Genomic DNA, 14,889 nt, shown 5'->3' on the forward strand with positions numbered 1-14,889 from the left:
GTTGATGAGCCACGGAAGCTACGGTGACAGGGAGCGAACCTTCGCACTGTCCGACCGCGCCAACGTGCTGATGCGGGATTACGGCTCCTCGGCGACCCCCCAGGCCTATTCCGTCTGGTATGCCTACGTGTCCGGCACCCAGCCGCTGATGAACGACGCGATCAAGAGGCTGACCACGGAGAATGGCAGCCTCTCCGATTCCGATGTGGATTCCCTCTACGAGACGTATGTCGACAGTCGCCGTCTCGTCGCCGCCACCGAGCGGATGAACGCGAACATGCTGGCCGAAATCGAGGGCATCATGGAGGTGATGGACCTCTCCCTCGGATCGACCGCGCAGTATGGCGCGTCACTTCAGGCGTTATCGCGCGATCTCGACGTCTCGGACCAGAACCGCGCCCGCGTCCGTGAGATCGTTACGACGCTCGTGGCGACGACCCGGGAGATCACTGCCAACAACCGTACGCTCGAAGCCCGCATGCGCGAGAGTCGCAGCGAGATCGAGACCCTGCGCGAGACGCTGGAGGCGACTCGGTTGGAGAGCCTCACCGATCCGCTCACCGGGCTGTCTAACCGCAAGCATTTCGAGGAGAGTCTGCGCAAGATGGTCGAGGCCGCGGCGAACCAGGCGGTTCCCTGTAGCCTGATCGTCATCGACGTCGATTTCTTCAAGCGCTTCAACGACGTCTATGGCCACCTCACGGGCGATCAAGTGCTGCGCCTCGTCGCCATCGTCATGCGCGAGCACCTGAAGGCTCGCGTCACCCTCGCGCGTTTCGGCGGCGAGGAGTTCGGGATTCTCCTGCCCGAAACCGACCGGAACGCGGCTGTCGCCATCGGCGAGAAGGTCCGTGCCAGCGTGATGGGGCGTGAACTGGTGAAGCGGACCACGGGAGAGTCCCTCGGCAAGGTGACGATCTCCCTCGGGGTCGCGACCTCGCGACCGGGGGACACCGCCGTGTCGCTCCTCGAACGCGCCGACCAATGCATGTTCATGGCCAAGCGCGACGGCCGCAACCGGACCGTGGACGATTCCCGCGTCGCCTTGGACGTGCTCACCGCCGTCGCATGAAGGCCGAGCCGGTTATGCCGGCCGGACCCTCGCGTCCCGGCCAACCCGGCCTCAGGCCGAGGCGCGCAGCACTTCAGGATTGGCCGGCGTGATCGCGACGGATTCGCCGCAGCCGCAAGACGAGGTCTGGTTCGGGTTGTTGAACACGAACTGGGACGACAGCTTGGTCGTCTTGAAGTCCATCTCGGTGCCGAGGAGGAACAAGACCGCCTTCGGGTCGACGAAAACCGTCACCCCGCGATCCTCCACCATGTCCTCGCCGGGGTTGCGCCCTTCCGCATATTCCATCGTGTAGGACATGCCGGCGCAGCCGCCGTTCTTGACGCCGACGCGGAGGCCCGCGATCGGCTTGTCCGCATCCGCGATGATGGCCTTGATCCGGTCCGCCGCCGCATCCGTCAGCGACAGGACCTTGAAATTCTTGAGCATGAGATCTCTCCGGCAGCCGGGTTCAAGGCCCGGGCGGTTGAGGATGGCAGTACGCCGTTAAGATAAGGATGGCGAAGGCTGCGGTCCACTGCCGTGGGACGCAGCAAGGCCTGCATGGGTATGATATCGTTCGCACTGCGAGGCTGAGGGAGCGATGGCGGACGCGGGGCGGAGGACCATGACCCCGGAAGAGTTCTTCGATTGGCAAAGCGGTCAGGACGAACTCTACGAACTCGTCGACGGCCACCCGGTGCCGCGGCACCGGATGATGACGGGGGCGAGCATGCAGCACGACCGGGCGACGGTGAACATCATCGTCAGCCTCGGCAATCAGCTCCGCGGCAAGCCATGCCGTCCGATGAGAGCCGATATTGCCATCTGCACCAGCATCAAAGGTTTGCGTCGTCCAGACGTGATGGTCGGGTGCGCAACGCTGGTGCCCGATACCTACGAGGCGCGGGAGCCGAAGCTGGTGGTCGAGGTGGCTTCGCCCTCAACCACCTCCATCGATCAGACCCGCAAGGTGGAAGAATACAAGCGGCATCCGACCCTCGCCTACATCCTCCTCGTCGAGACCCTGAAGCCGCAGGCTTTGCTCTACGCGCGTGAGGGGGACGCCTGGGAGATAGACACCTTCGAAGGTGTGGAGGCCGTCATCGCCCTCCCGGCGATCGGTGCCGCATTGGCACTGCCAGACATCTATGACGGGCTGAGCTTCCCGCGGCGCCGGGATCTCGCCGCCGAAGAGCCGCCCCTCTGAACCGCGCTACCACATATCGAGGGCGACGCGGGCCTCGTCGGACATCCGGCTCTGGTCCCACGGCGGATCGAACACCATCGTGACGCTGCAGGACTGGATACCCGGCACGGCGGCGACCGCCGTCTCGACCCAGCCCGGCATCTCGCCGGCCACCGGACAGCCGGGGGCCGTCAGGGTCATGTCGATGGCGACCGTGCGGTCATCGGCGATGTCGACCTTGTAGATCAGGCCGAGCTCGTAGATGTCCGCCGGGATCTCGGGATCGTAGACGCTCTTCAAAGCGGCGACGATATCGTCGGTCAGGCGGTCGAGTTCCTCCGGCGGGATCGCCGAGGCGCTGGCGATGGCGGGGGTATTGGCCCCTCCGGTGATGGCTGCGTCGCTCATGGTGTCGTCCTCATGGTGAGTGCCGCGGATCGTCTCCGACTCGCGACGACCGCCGCAGGCGCGGCGGCGCGCAATCGCACTCGCGGCGGCTTCGCCGCCGGATCTCGTCTCAGGTGAACATCATCTCGGCCTTGGCCAAGGCCTCGGCAAGCGCATCCACTTCGTCACGGGTATTATACAGGCCGAACGACGCGCGACAGGTGGAGGTCGCGCCGAATCGCGTCAGCAACGGCATGGCGCAATGGGTGCCGGCCCGGATGGCGACGCCGTAGCGGTCGATCACCGTGGCGATGTCGTGGGCATGGGCCCCCTTCATCTCGAAGGCGATGACGCCGCCCTTGCCCTTGGCGGTGCCGATCATCCGCAGTGAGTTCATCGCGCCGAGGCGCTCCTGGGCATAGGCCAGGAGGGACGCTTCGTGCGCCGCGATCCGGTCGCGCCCGACCCCCATCATGAATTCCAACGCGGCGCCGAGGCCCACCGCCTCGATGATCGCGGGGGTTCCAGCCTCGAAGCGATGCGGCGGATCGTTATAGGTGATCGCGTCCTGGCTCACCGTGCGGATCATCTCGCCGCCACCCTGATAGGGGGGCAGGCGCTCCAGCCATTCCTTCTTGCCGTAGAGCACGCCGATACCGGTGGGTCCGTAGACCTTGTGACCGGTGAAGACGAAGAAGTCGCAATCGAGCGCCTTCACGTCGATGGGCTGGTGGACCGCGCTCTGCGCCCCGTCGAGGAGCACCGGCACCCCGTGCGCGTGGGCGATGCGGACGATCTCGGCCGCAGGCGTCACCGTGCCGAGTACGTTCGACATCTGGGTGATCGCCACCATCCTGGTGCGGGGCGTGAACAGCTTCTCGTATTCCTCGACGAGGAAGTTGCCCTCGTCGTCCACCGGCGCCCATTTGATCACCGCACCGCGCCGCTCGCGCAGAAAGTGCCAGGGCACGATGTTGGAATGGTGCTCCATGATCGAGAGGATGATCTCGTCCCCCTCCCCGATCTGGCCGAGTAGCCCCATGGACGAGGCCACGAGGTTGTAGGCTTCCGTGGCGTTGCGGGTGAAGATGATCTCATCGGTGGAGTCGGCGTTGAGGAATTGCCGCGTGGTCTCGCGCGCGCCTTCGAACCCTTCGGTCGCGGCATTCGCCATGAAATGCAGGCCGCGATGGACGTTGGCGTAGCCGGTCTCCATGCAATTCACCATGGCGTCGATGACTGCGCGCGGCTTCTGCGACGAGGCCGCGTTGTCGAGATAGACCAGCGGCCGGCCGTAGACTTTTTGGGCCAGAATCGGGAATTCGGCCCGGATCGCCTCGACGTCGTAGGGAGTATTCAGGACGGGTGCGTTCATGGCGATACCTGTTGGGTGTCCGGCGCGCGCAACCCTTCCCCCCGGTGCGAGGGGAAGGGGCCTGTCGGAATGCGATCAGCCGCGCGCCGCGAGCCACGCCTCGACGGTTCCGACCAGAGCCTCTCGCGCGCCCTCGTGGCTGACCGACTCGATGGCGGCTCCCAGGAAGGCCTGGACCAGCAGGCTCTCGGCCTGGGCCTTCGGCAGTCCGCGCTGCATCAGGTAGAACAGCAGATCTTCATCGAGCGCGCCGCAGGTGGCACCGTGACCGCAGGCGACGTCGTCGGCGAAGATCTCGAGCTCGGGCTTGTTCATCATCTGGCCCTCGTCGGACAGGATGAGACAGGCCGACATCATCTTGCCGTCGGTCTGCTGGGCCGCCTGCTGGACGATGATCTTGCCTTGGAACACGCCCGTGGCCTCGCCATCCACCACGGTCTTGAACAGCTCGCGGCTGACGCCGCCGGTGGCGGCATGGTCGGCCAGGAAGGTGGTGTCCGCGAGTTGCTTGCCGTTGAGCATGGCCGCGCCGTTCACCACCGCGCGGGCATCGGCCCCGGCGAAGTTCAGGTAGACCTGATGCCGGGAGAGCACCGCGCCCACCACGACGTTCACGGTTTCCACCGCGGCCTCGGCCCCGAGCTTCACGGATAGCGTCGACAAGGCCACGGCGTCGCGGCCCTCCGCGTTCAGGCGCGCATGCCGGAAGGTGGCGTTATCGGCCACCACCACGTCCATGGCATCGTTGGGCTGGTAGGAGATACCGTCCGGCCCCTCATGGCTCTCCAGCACGAGCGCTTCCGCGCCCTCGCCCAGTGTCACCAGCACGCGGGTGGCGGTCGAGTAGGCTTCCGTGCCGGTGCCGATGAAGCGCAGGTGCAGCGGCGTCTCGACCTTGGCGCCGGCCTCCACGCTGATCAGCGCGCCATCCGCCAGGAAGGCGGTGTTGAGCTGGTAGATCGGGTTCTCGGAGGCCTGACGAACGGGCGTCAGTTTCTCCAGAAGCGCGTTCCCAACGGTCAGCGCCTCGTTGAGCGGAGTCACGGTGATGCCGGCCGGGATGCGGCCGAGATCCGACTGGTCTGCGATCAGGTGGCCGTTCACGAAGGTGAGGCGCACGGCCTCGATCCCGGCAAAGCCCTTCGCCTCTTCGACCGCCGCCTTGGCGGTGTCGGATGAGGGCATCTCGGCCGGGTGAGCGGCATCGCGGAACGCCGAGCGCAGATCGGTGTATTTGAACGCCTCGACCCGGCGGGTCGGCAGGCCCACCGCCTCGAAATAGCGGAAGGCCTCCTCGCGAGCGATGGACACGCCCGTGGGGTATTTCATCTTCGTGGCTTCGAAGAGTTTCGACAGTGCGGTCTCGGCCGCCGTGCGGAGCGGGGTGATGTCGGCCATGATCAGGCGGCCTCGCCCGTGCGGTACTCGGCGTAGCCGGAAGCCTCGAGCGCCTTGGCGAGGTCCTTGTCGCCCGACTTCACGATCTGGCCCTGCGACATCACGTGGACCACGTCCGGCACGATGTAGTCGAGCAGGCGCTGGTAGTGGGTGATGACGAGGAACGAGCGGCCTTGTGCGCGCAGCGCGTTCACGCCGCCGGAGACGATGCGAAGGGCGTCGATGTCGAGGCCGGAATCGGTCTCGTCGAGCACGCAGAATTTCGGCTCCAGCAGAGCCATCTGCAGGATCTCCATGCGCTTCTTCTCGCCGCCGGAGAAGCCGACATTGAGGGCGCGCTTGAGCATCTCCTTGTTGATCTCAAGCTTCTCCGCCGCGCCGTTCACCTTGCGGATGAAGTCGGGGGTGGAGAGCTCACCCTCGCCGCGCGCTCGGCGCTGGGCGTTGAGCGTCGCCTTGAGGAAGGTCATGGTGCCGACGCCGGGGATTTCCAGCGGGTACTGGAAGGCCAGGAACACGCCCGAGGCGGCGCGCTCGTCGGGGCTCATCTCTAGGATGTTCACGCCATCGAGCAGGATCTCGCCGTCAAGGACCTCATAATCCTCCTTACCGGCGATGACGTAGGACAGGGTCGACTTGCCCGAGCCGTTGGGACCCATGATGGCGGCAACTTCGCCGTCCTTCACAGTGAGGTTGAGACCGTTGAGGATCTGCTTGTCCTCGATGGCGACGGTCAGGTTCTTGATTTCGATCATTGCAGCAAAGTCCGTTCTAAAACTTGAAACGCGGAGCGACCCTTCCCCATCCGAGGAGAGGGGCGTGCCTACGGAGCGGGCGGATCGGTACGAAGTCCCGCAAGAGGGGGCGACCCCTCCGGGTCGCGCGCACCTCTCATCCGGCCCGCTTCGCGGGCCACCTTCTCCCGCAGGGGGGAGAAGGGAAAAACCGCCCTACCCCACCGAGCCTTCGAGGCTGATCGAGATCAGCTTCTGGGCCTCCACGGCGAACTCCATCGGCAGCTGCTGCAGCACGTCGCGGACGAAGCCGTTGACGATGAGGGCGGTCGCCTCCTCGTTGGAGAGGCCGCGCTGCTGGCAGTAGAACATCTGGTCTTCCGAGATCTTCGAGGTGGTGGCCTCGTGCTCGAACTGCGCGGAAGAGTTCTTCGACTCGATATACGGCACGGTGTGCGCGCCGCACTGGTCGCCGATAAGGAGCGAGTCGCAGTTGGTGAAGTTGCGTGCGCCCGTCGCCTTCCGGTGCGCCGAGACGAGGCCCCGATAGGTGTTCTGCGAACGGCCCGCCGAGATACCCTTCGAGATGATCCGGCTCGTCGTGTTCTTGCCGAGATGGATCATCTTGGTGCCGGAATCGACCTGCTGCATGCCGTTCGACACCGCGATCGAGTAGAACTCGCCACGGGAATTGTCGCCACGCAGGATGCAGGACGGGTACTTCCAGGTGATCGCCGAGCCGGTCTCGACCTGGGTCCACGAGATCTTCGAGTTGGCACCCCGGCAATCGCCACGCTTGGTGACGAAGTTGTAGATGCCGCCCTTGCCCTCGTTGTCGCCCGGATACCAGTTCTGGACCGTCGAGTACTTGATCTCGGCGTCATCGAGAGCGACGAGTTCGACCACGGCGGCGTGAAGCTGATTGTCGTCGCGCTTCGGGGCGGTGCAGCCCTCGAGATACGAGACGTATGAGCCCTTGTCGGCGATGATCAGCGTGCGCTCGAACTGGCCGGTGTCGCGCTCGTTGATGCGGAAATAGGTCGAGAGCTCCATCGGGCAGCGCACGCCCGGCGGGATGTAGACGAACGAGCCGTCGGAGAAGACGGCGGAGTTCAGGGTCGCGAAGAAGTTGTCGGTCACGGGCACGACCGAGCCGAGATACTTCCGCACGAGGTCCGGGTATTCGCGGATGGCTTCCGAGATCGGCATGAAGATCACGCCGGCCTTCGACAATTCGGCCTTGAAGGTGGTGGCCACCGAGACCGAGTCGAACACCGCGTCGACGGCGACCCGGCGCTCGGGGGCGATGCCCTCCAGCACCTCGACCTCGCGCAGGGGAATGCCGAGCTTCTCGTAGGTCTTCAGGATTTCGGGGTCGATCTCGTCGAGAGACATCGCCGCCGGGCGCTTGGGCGCCGCGTAGTAGTAGATGTCCTTGTAATCGACTTTGTCATAGGAGACCCGCGCCCAGTCGGGCTCCTGCATGGTCTGCCAGCGCTTGTAGGCGTCGAGGCGCCAGGCCAGCATCCATTCGGGCTCGTCCTTCTTGGCCGAGATGAAGCGGATCACGTCCTCGGAGATGCCCTTGGCGGACTTCTCCATCTCGATCGTGGTCTCGAACCCGTACTTGTACTGGTCGAGGTCGATCGAGCGGACCCGGTCGATGGTTTCCTGCACTGCAGGCATTGCACGTCTCCTGACCTACACCGGCGTCAAGGGCCGGGGGTTTTCGCGAGAGGATGGCTTGGGATGGGCGGCGCTTCAGGCCGCCTGCCCTCGCCGTTGATATAGGGTCCCCACCAGCCGTTCGAAGGCCGTAAGGAAGCGTGAGCGGTCGCTTTCCGCGCTGTTCCAGCCGAAACTGACGCGGAGCGCCCCCGCAGCCAGCGCGGGGCTCACGCCCATGGCGGCCAGAACGGTCGAGCGGCCGACCTTGCCCGATGAGCAAGCCGATCCGGACGAGATCGCGATGCCGGCGAGATCCAGCGCCATCAGCGCCGTTGCCGCATCGAGTCCCGGCACGGCGAAGCACAGGGTATTGGGGAGCCTTGGCGCACCGCTCCCGAAGACGACGGCATCCGGGGCGATGCGACGAAGGGCGGCTTCCGTCCCGTTTCGGAGGTCGGCATCGATGCCGGCCAGATGCACCCGAGCGATCCGCGCCGCTTCGCCGAGGCCGACGAGACCCGGCAGGTTCTCGGTTCCGCAGCGCTGCCGCGATTCCTGGCCGCCGCCCCGGATGAAAGCCCGATCCAGCGCGACGCCTTCGGCGAGCACGATCGCGCCGGTGCCCTTCGGCGCGGCGAATTTATGTCCGGACAGGGTGAGGGCATCGAGGCCGAGCCCCGCAAAATCGAGAGGGATCTTCCCCACCGCCTGCACTGCGTCGCTATGGACGAGGGCACGGCCATGCGCTTTGGCCAGGGCGACGATCTCGGCGAGGGGCTGGACCACGCCGGTCTCGTTGTTGGCCGCATGGACGGAGACCAGCACCGATTCGTCGCGCGCTCGCTCCAGGGCCTGCTTCAGTGCGGCCAAGTCGATCAGGCCGGAGGGGTGAACCGGTACGATCTCCACCGATCCGGGCGCGAAGCGGTGTCCCGCCCCGACGCAGGCATGCTCGGTGGCGCTCATCAGGAGACGTGTCGGCGCCGCGGCTCCGGTCCTGATCAGAGCGCCCGACAGGACTGCATTCGCCGCCTCGGTGCCGCCGCTGGTGAAGATGACGCTGCTCTGGCCAGCGCCGATCAGGGCGGCGACCTGGTCGCGCGCGGCCTCCAACGCAGCCTTGGCGGCACGGCCCTCGTGATGGATCGACGAGGGGTTGCCGGGCAGTTCCAGCGCGCGCGCGACCGCTACCGCCACCTCCGGACGAACCGGAGATGTCGCGTTGTGATCGAGATAGGCGCGCGAAATAGTCATGCGTTGGTCAAGGCCCGAACCCACATTTCCTTGCTTTTGCCCCCCGTCATCATGCTAAGGCCCCGGCACCACACGTCTTCGCCAAGCGCCGAGCCTCGAGGGGCGACCGATCCCAAGTCTCTGGAAACGAGTCAGTTTAGAATTATTCTAATCACCTAGAATTATTCTAAGAGCGTTTTTAAGAGTGCGGCGCTCCGAGTCAAGGCGCGTTGGCCGACAGGATGGGTTGCTTTCAGCGAGCGGCGCCAGGAGTTTTGGAAAGACCATGCCCGAAGTCATCTTCACCGGACCCGCCGGCCGTCTCGAGGGGCGCTACCAGGCACCCAAGAAGAAGGGCGCGCCGATCGCGATCGTGCTGCATCCGCATCCCCAGTTTGGGGGGACGATGAACAATCAGATCGTGTACAATCTTTTCTATACCTTCGCCAATCGCGGCTTCGCGGCGCTCCGCTTCAATTTCCGCGGCGTCGGCCGCAGCCAGGGCAACTTCGACCATGGCACGGGTGAATTGTCCGATGCGGCCTCGGCGCTCGACTGGGTGCAGTCGGTCAATCCCGAGGCGCGGGCCTGCTGGATCGCCGGCGTCTCGTTCGGCTCGTGGATCGGCATGCAGCTGCTCATGCGCCGCCCCGAAATCGAGGGCTTCATCTCCATCGCTGCCATGGCCAACCGCTACGATTTCACCTTCCTGGCCCCCTGCCCGTCCTCCGGCCTGTTCGTCCACGGCTCCGAGGACCGGGTGGCTCCGGCCCGCGAGGTGATGCCGGTCATCGAGAAGGTGAAGGTGCAGAAGGGCGTCATCATCGAGCATCAGGTGGTCGAGGGCGCCAACCACTTCTTCGACGGCAAGGTCGACGAGCTGACCCAGACGGTCGACACCTATCTCGACAAGAGGCTCGGCCCGAAAGAGCAGGTAGGGTGAGACAAACGGACGGGATCGATCCGTCGCCAGCGATTCTTCTTTAAAAAAAGCCGGCGTGGCGCCAAGCTCCGCCGGCTTTTTTCGATCGGAGGAACGTCATGCCCGGCAATCGGCCGAGACATGCCGGGCTTCGCCTAACCCTTGATCAAGGCGGTGAAATCCGACCATTGCTCGACACGGAAGGCCCTGATGTCGCGCACGGATCGGGGAAACCAGCTCAGCCCCTTCAGGGCCGTGATGGCCGAGAACAGCTTAGCCAGATCCTCGTCCTTGCTGGTGTAGAGACTTCCTTGCACCCAGTCGAAAACCATGCCCGGAAAGCGTGGTGCGGATGTCAGTATAGGCTTGCGACACGCCTTTGGGATGATGGATCTGAGCCTCTGCGACCACGAGATCGAACGCAATGGCGAACATCAGCGCTCTCTGGGATCGTCCAAGACGTCAGCGAGTCGATAATTGATCTCCTCGCTGGTCTCCAGCACGCGAACGCGCACGATCCGATCGCCATCCGCAGGCGTATCGCCCACACTGACGATCTCGTAGACGGGACCGACCTGGCCGAACCGCCGCCACGTCCCGACGAGGCCCTGCAGGTTTGGAAGTGAAACAGGTGCCATATTGTTCATGGCGTCATCCTACAGCTTTTTGCGGACCGTCCAACGGGAAGAGCAGGCCCCGAGTCAGGCCCCCGCCGTCTTTGCATGAATCACCGGCACTGCCGGCGCGCCTTCCCATTCCGAATGGCCCGGGATCGATTCGCCCTTCATCACGATGGTGAGCGGGCGCAGGCGGGCATAATCGCCGACCTTGGTGTCATAGAGAACCGTCGAGAAGGCCCCTACCGAAACGCCCTTACCCACCACCACGCGGCCGACCTTCATGATCCGGTCCTCGTAGAGATGCGTCTGCAGGGCCGAGGTCCGATTGATCACCGAATAGTCGCCGATGGTGACGCAGTCGAACTCGGTGATGTCGGTGGTGAGCATGCAGACGCCACGGCCGATCTTCGCGCCGAACAGGCGCAGCATCCAGGGCAGGAACGGCGTGCCGACCAGGTGCTCCAGCAGAACCTTGCCGGCCAAGCCCCAGTACAGCACGGCCACCGCCTCGGTGCGCATGGCCCACCATGACCACATCGGCTGCATGCCGGGCTGGTAGGCCCCCATGAGCAGCCATTTCACCCCGATCACCGTGAAGGACTGGATGAAGGCGATGGCGACGCTGACGACGACGAAGCTGACGGCGAGGCCGGTCCAGTCCTGAGCCAGGATGGCGGGGTAGAAGTAGAAGTCGATGGCCAAGATCGCGAGGGTGATGAACAGCATCGGCGAGAACGAGGTGGAGAAGGCCTCGAAGATGCCGCGCCGGAACTTCGGCCCGATGCCGGGCTCGTAGGTCTGCGCGTTGGAGCCGAGATCGACCTTCTGGCGCGAGGGGAGTTTGATGGGCGGCGAGCCGAACCAGGTATCCCCCGGCGCCATCAGGTCGTTGGCGGGCGGCTTCGACTTGATGCCCACCAGCATGTCGTCGGGGATCACGGCGCCCGGTGGCACCACCGCGTCGTTACCGACGAAGACGCGGGCCCCGGTGCTCACGGGATGCATGTGCATCCAGCCTCGGCGGATTTCCTCCTCACCGAACACGACCTCGTCGGCGATGAAGTTGCGCGCGCCGACATCCGCCAGATCGTAGCGTCCGGCGAGGTTGGTGGAGATCTCCGCCCCCTGCCCCATCCGCGCGCCCATCAGCCGGTACCAGGCCCGCATGTAGACGGTGGCGAAGAGTGATGAGAGTGTCTCCAGCGTCACCTCGGCGGCGAGCGCCACGGCCCATTTGCGCAGGTAGAATCCGCTATGCACCGAGTAGGTGCCGGACGAGACCCGCGGCAGCACCAGCCAGCGGATGCCGGCGATGAGGAGCACCGTGCCCGCCGTCATCAGCATGGCGGTGGGCCAGGTCAGCAGCGGCAGATACCAGTGGTAGTCGATATCGGTGATGTCGCTGAGTGAATCGCTGAGCTGGTCGAAGATGTAGAACGCGGGGAAGATCGGCAGCAGACCCACGGCCGGGATGGCGGCGAGCAGGAAGGCGTAGACGGCGAGGAAGCCGGCGCGCCGGCGGGGCGAGGCCCGGGCGGCCTCGGGCAGGACGGAAGGGTCGGCCATGCCGACCTTGCGCCCGGGTGAGCCGTCCCATTGCTCGGCGCGTTCCACCACCGTGCCGGTGGGGATCGTGGTGAGATCGGCGATCTCGGCAAAATCGCCGATCGTCGTGTCCGGGCCGATGACGCAGGACGTGCCGATGGCCACATCGGCGCCGATGCTGACGGTGCCGATGATGAGTTCGTGGCCCACCACTTCGGCATTGGCGATGACGAGGCGGCCGCCGAGGGAGGCCCCTTCTCCGACGCTGAGCAGGTCGGGCGCGCCAACCTCGATATCGGAGATGAGGGCATCGGCACCGATCTTCGCGCCGAGGAGTCGCAGGTAGATGGCGATGGCGGGCGAACCCTGGAGCCATTTCACGTGGACGAGCGGGGTCAGCCGCTGCGTCAGCCACCAGCGGTAATAATAGACGCCCCAGAGGGGGTAGCGGCCGGGCTTGGTCCGCCCGAGGATCAGCCATTTGGCGCTGATCGCGATGCAGGCGGTGACGGCGTTGATGCCGATATAAACCAGCAGCAGCACAGCGATCTCGCCGAAGAAGCCGAGCGAACCGCCTGTGAGCAGCAGGTAGGTGACGAAGATTCCGAGCCATTGCGACGTGGCGAGCGCGATGACGAATGGCAGGGCGATGGCCTGCGCGGTCCCGCAGAGGATGCGGCGCAGGAGCGGCGGCGCCACGAATCCGAGGTCACGCACGGCCATCTGGGTGCCGACGCCGCCGGTGCGCTCGATCAGCGCCTCCGACATGGCCCGGAGGGTGCGCCGGGCATAGACGTCCTGCAGGGTGATGGCCGCGAGGGCGGGCGCCTCGCGCACGGCGCCGACGAACCGGGCCGCGAGCAGCGAGTGGCCGCCGAGATCGGCGAAGAAATCGGCCTCGAACGGAATCGGCTGGTTGCCGAAAACCTGTTTGGCGGCGGCCAGCATCGCCGCTTCGGTCTCGTTGTCGGGCAACTCCTGCTCGCCGGACAGGTCGGCGATGGTGAGGGTCGCGATGCGCAAAGCCTTGCGATCGACCTTGCCCGAGGTCAGGCGCGGCAGCACCTCCACCACCTCGAAATGCCCCGGCACCATGTAGGGCGGCATCTGTTCGGCGAGGGTGTGGCGCAGGGCGGCCTTGTCGAATTCCGTTCCCCGCTCGGGGATCAGGAAGGCGACGAGGCGGTCGACGCCATCGTCCTGGCGTAGGACCACCGCCGCCTGGTTGATGCCGGCCTGTGCCTGGATGCGGGATTCGATCTCGCCGAGCTCCACCCGGAATCCGCGGATCTTGACCTGGTCGTCGATGCGGCCGTGGAAGACGATCCGCCCCTGCGCATCGAGGGAGACCGCGTCGCCCGACCGGTAGAGTACCGGGTCGGTCCCGTCGGAGGGGAACGGGTTGGCGACGAATTTCTCCGCCGTCAGCTCGGGCCGCTGGAGATAGCCCGCCGCCACGCCCGGGCCGCCGATGAGGAGTTCTCCCTGCTGGCCGGGGCCGAGCAGGTCCAGGCTCTCGCTGGCCACATAGACGGAATAATTCGGGATCGGCCCGCCGATCGTGACGGGCTCGCCCGGCCGCATCTCGGCGGCGGTGGCCACCACAGTGGCCTCGGTCGGACCGTAGGTGTTGAACAGCTTTCGCGATCCCGTGGCCCAGCGGGCGACCAGGGGCTCCGGCAAGGCCTCGCCGCCCAGCAGCACGAGGCGGACGCTCGGCAGCGTCTGTGACAGCATGGCGAGCAGCGTCGGCACCGTGTCGAGCACGGTGACGCGGTTTCGTGTCAGGATGTCGGGCAGCGCCTCGACATCGCCCATCATCGCCGGGCTGGCGACGAACAGCGTCGCGCCGACCAGATAGGGAACCCAGATCTCCTCCATGGAGAGATCGAACGCCACCGAGGCGCCCTGGAACACCACGTCGTCGGGCCGCATCCCGTACAGCGCGTTCCCCGAGCGCAGGAAGTGGCAGATGTTGGCGTGGCTGATGACGATGCCTTTCGGCACCCCGGTCGAGCCGGACGTGTAGATCAGGTAGGCGGGATGCGCGGGGGTCAGGCCGGCGCCGCGCGGGTCGGGACTGGGCGCATCCGCCGGCACTTCGGCGAGAAGCGCCTCCGGGGTCAGGGCCGGCCTAGCTGCCGGCGCCTGGGGCGCGAGGGCGGGCGAGACCAGGAGCAGCTTCGCCTCCGCATCGTCTAGGCAGACGGCGACGCGATCGGCCGGTGCCTCGGCGTCGAAGGGCAGCCAGGCCGCTCCCGACATCGTGATCCCGATCTGGCTGATCAGCAGGTCGGGTCCCCGCGCCATCCAGAGTCCGACGACGTCGCCGGGGCCGATTCCGCGATGCGCGAGGCCGCGGGCGATGGCGCCCGCGCGAGTCTCGACCTCGGCATAGGAGAAGGCGGGATGACGGCCGGCCGCGTCCCGGCTCGCGCCGTCGATGATGGCGGGATGGTCCGGGCGCAGGCGGGCGCTGTCGGAAAAGATCTCTCCCAGAACCTCGTCCCGGATGAGGTCCGGGCGGCTCTCCCCGCGTAGTACGGCCTTACGCTCCGGCGCTCCGCCGCCGCTATGCGACCCGGTCTCGCCCCATTCGGCCTTGTCCACAAACGACTCCGCCCGAGGCCGGGTCGTCTCGGCGAGACTGCTCATCCGATGCTCCGCTGCCGGCCCCGCCGCTGCGAGGCCGTCCTTTTGACCGGGTTAGGCGCCCGGATCGTGCCGAAAACGCGGCGCCCCGATGTGGTCGCGCCCTCTAGCACGT

The 14,889-nt window shown here is 65.9% G+C and carries 13 protein-coding genes; 3 read left to right on the forward strand and 10 right to left on the reverse strand.

Going from position 1 to position 14,889, the window contains the following annotated elements:
* Positions 1-4 precede the first annotated feature (4 nt).
* Positions 5-1,072, forward strand: coding sequence for a GGDEF domain-containing protein (locus tag AC0IXR_RS08275; protein WP_207412044.1), 1,068 nt, complete (start codon positions 5-7; stop codon positions 1,070-1,072).
* 51 nt (positions 1,073-1,123) lie between these two features.
* Here the strand turns inward: AC0IXR_RS08275 and AC0IXR_RS08280 are convergent, their stop codons facing one another.
* Positions 1,124-1,501, reverse strand: a complete 378-nt coding sequence (locus AC0IXR_RS08280; protein WP_056423941.1) for a HesB/IscA family protein — start codon at positions 1,499-1,501, stop codon at positions 1,124-1,126.
* Between the two features lie 178 nt (positions 1,502-1,679).
* On the opposite strand from AC0IXR_RS08280, the gene AC0IXR_RS08285 reads away from it, so the two are divergent.
* Complete coding sequence (locus AC0IXR_RS08285; RefSeq protein ID WP_471760387.1) at positions 1,680-2,261, forward strand: Uma2 family endonuclease; 582 nt, start codon at positions 1,680-1,682, stop codon at positions 2,259-2,261.
* A gap of 6 nt (positions 2,262-2,267) precedes the next feature.
* Here the strand turns inward: AC0IXR_RS08285 and AC0IXR_RS08290 are convergent, their stop codons facing one another.
* From AC0IXR_RS08290 to AC0IXR_RS08315, 6 genes are all read right to left on the reverse strand, one after another.
* On the reverse strand, positions 2,268-2,648 hold the full coding sequence (locus AC0IXR_RS08290; RefSeq protein WP_056423936.1) for an SUF system Fe-S cluster assembly protein: 381 nt from the start codon (positions 2,646-2,648) through the stop codon (positions 2,268-2,270).
* A 109-nt stretch (positions 2,649-2,757) separates the two neighbouring features.
* Positions 2,758-4,002, reverse strand: coding sequence for a cysteine desulfurase (locus AC0IXR_RS08295; protein WP_461223287.1), 1,245 nt, complete (start codon positions 4,000-4,002; stop codon positions 2,758-2,760).
* Positions 4,003-4,077: 75 nt separating this feature from the next.
* Complete coding sequence (sufD, locus tag AC0IXR_RS08300; protein WP_056423931.1) at positions 4,078-5,400, reverse strand: Fe-S cluster assembly protein SufD; 1,323 nt, start codon at positions 5,398-5,400, stop codon at positions 4,078-4,080.
* 2 nt (positions 5,401-5,402) lie between these two features.
* Positions 5,403-6,155 carry a Fe-S cluster assembly ATPase SufC gene (gene sufC, locus AC0IXR_RS08305; protein ID WP_056423930.1) on the reverse strand — a complete coding sequence of 251 codons (753 nt, stop codon included), beginning with the start codon at positions 6,153-6,155 and terminating at the stop codon, positions 5,403-5,405.
* Positions 6,156-6,350: 195 nt separating this feature from the next.
* A complete protein-coding gene (gene sufB / locus AC0IXR_RS08310) occupies positions 6,351-7,820 on the reverse strand; it encodes a Fe-S cluster assembly protein SufB (RefSeq protein ID WP_056423928.1) in 1,470 nt (489 codons plus the stop codon).
* A gap of 75 nt (positions 7,821-7,895) precedes the next feature.
* Positions 7,896-9,056: a cysteine desulfurase family protein gene (locus tag AC0IXR_RS08315; RefSeq protein ID WP_471760388.1), complete on the reverse strand. Its 1,161-nt coding sequence runs from the start codon at positions 9,054-9,056 to the stop codon at positions 7,896-7,898.
* Positions 9,057-9,321: 265 nt separating this feature from the next.
* On the opposite strand from AC0IXR_RS08315, the gene AC0IXR_RS08320 reads away from it, so the two are divergent.
* Positions 9,322-9,978: an alpha/beta hydrolase gene (locus AC0IXR_RS08320; protein ID WP_056423924.1), complete on the forward strand. Its 657-nt coding sequence runs from the start codon at positions 9,322-9,324 to the stop codon at positions 9,976-9,978.
* Positions 9,979-10,112: 134 nt separating this feature from the next.
* On the opposite strand, the gene AC0IXR_RS08325 is transcribed toward AC0IXR_RS08320, so the two are convergent.
* From AC0IXR_RS08325 to AC0IXR_RS08335, 3 genes are all read right to left on the reverse strand, one after another.
* Entirely contained in the window at positions 10,113-10,289 is a 177-nt protein-coding gene (locus AC0IXR_RS08325; protein WP_471760389.1) for a hypothetical protein, read from the reverse strand.
* Between the two features lie 102 nt (positions 10,290-10,391).
* Positions 10,392-10,604 carry a DUF5397 family protein gene (locus tag AC0IXR_RS08330; RefSeq protein ID WP_056423920.1) on the reverse strand — a complete coding sequence of 71 codons (213 nt, stop codon included), beginning with the start codon at positions 10,602-10,604 and terminating at the stop codon, positions 10,392-10,394.
* Positions 10,605-10,658: 54 nt separating this feature from the next.
* The gene (locus tag AC0IXR_RS08335) at positions 10,659-14,777 is read right to left on the reverse strand and encodes a Pls/PosA family non-ribosomal peptide synthetase (RefSeq protein ID WP_471760390.1); all 4,119 of its coding nucleotides are present in this window, start codon (positions 14,775-14,777) and stop codon (positions 10,659-10,661) included.
* Between the last annotated feature and the right edge of the window lie 112 nt (positions 14,778-14,889).

The organism is Methylobacterium sp. AC832 (assembly GCF_979256025.1).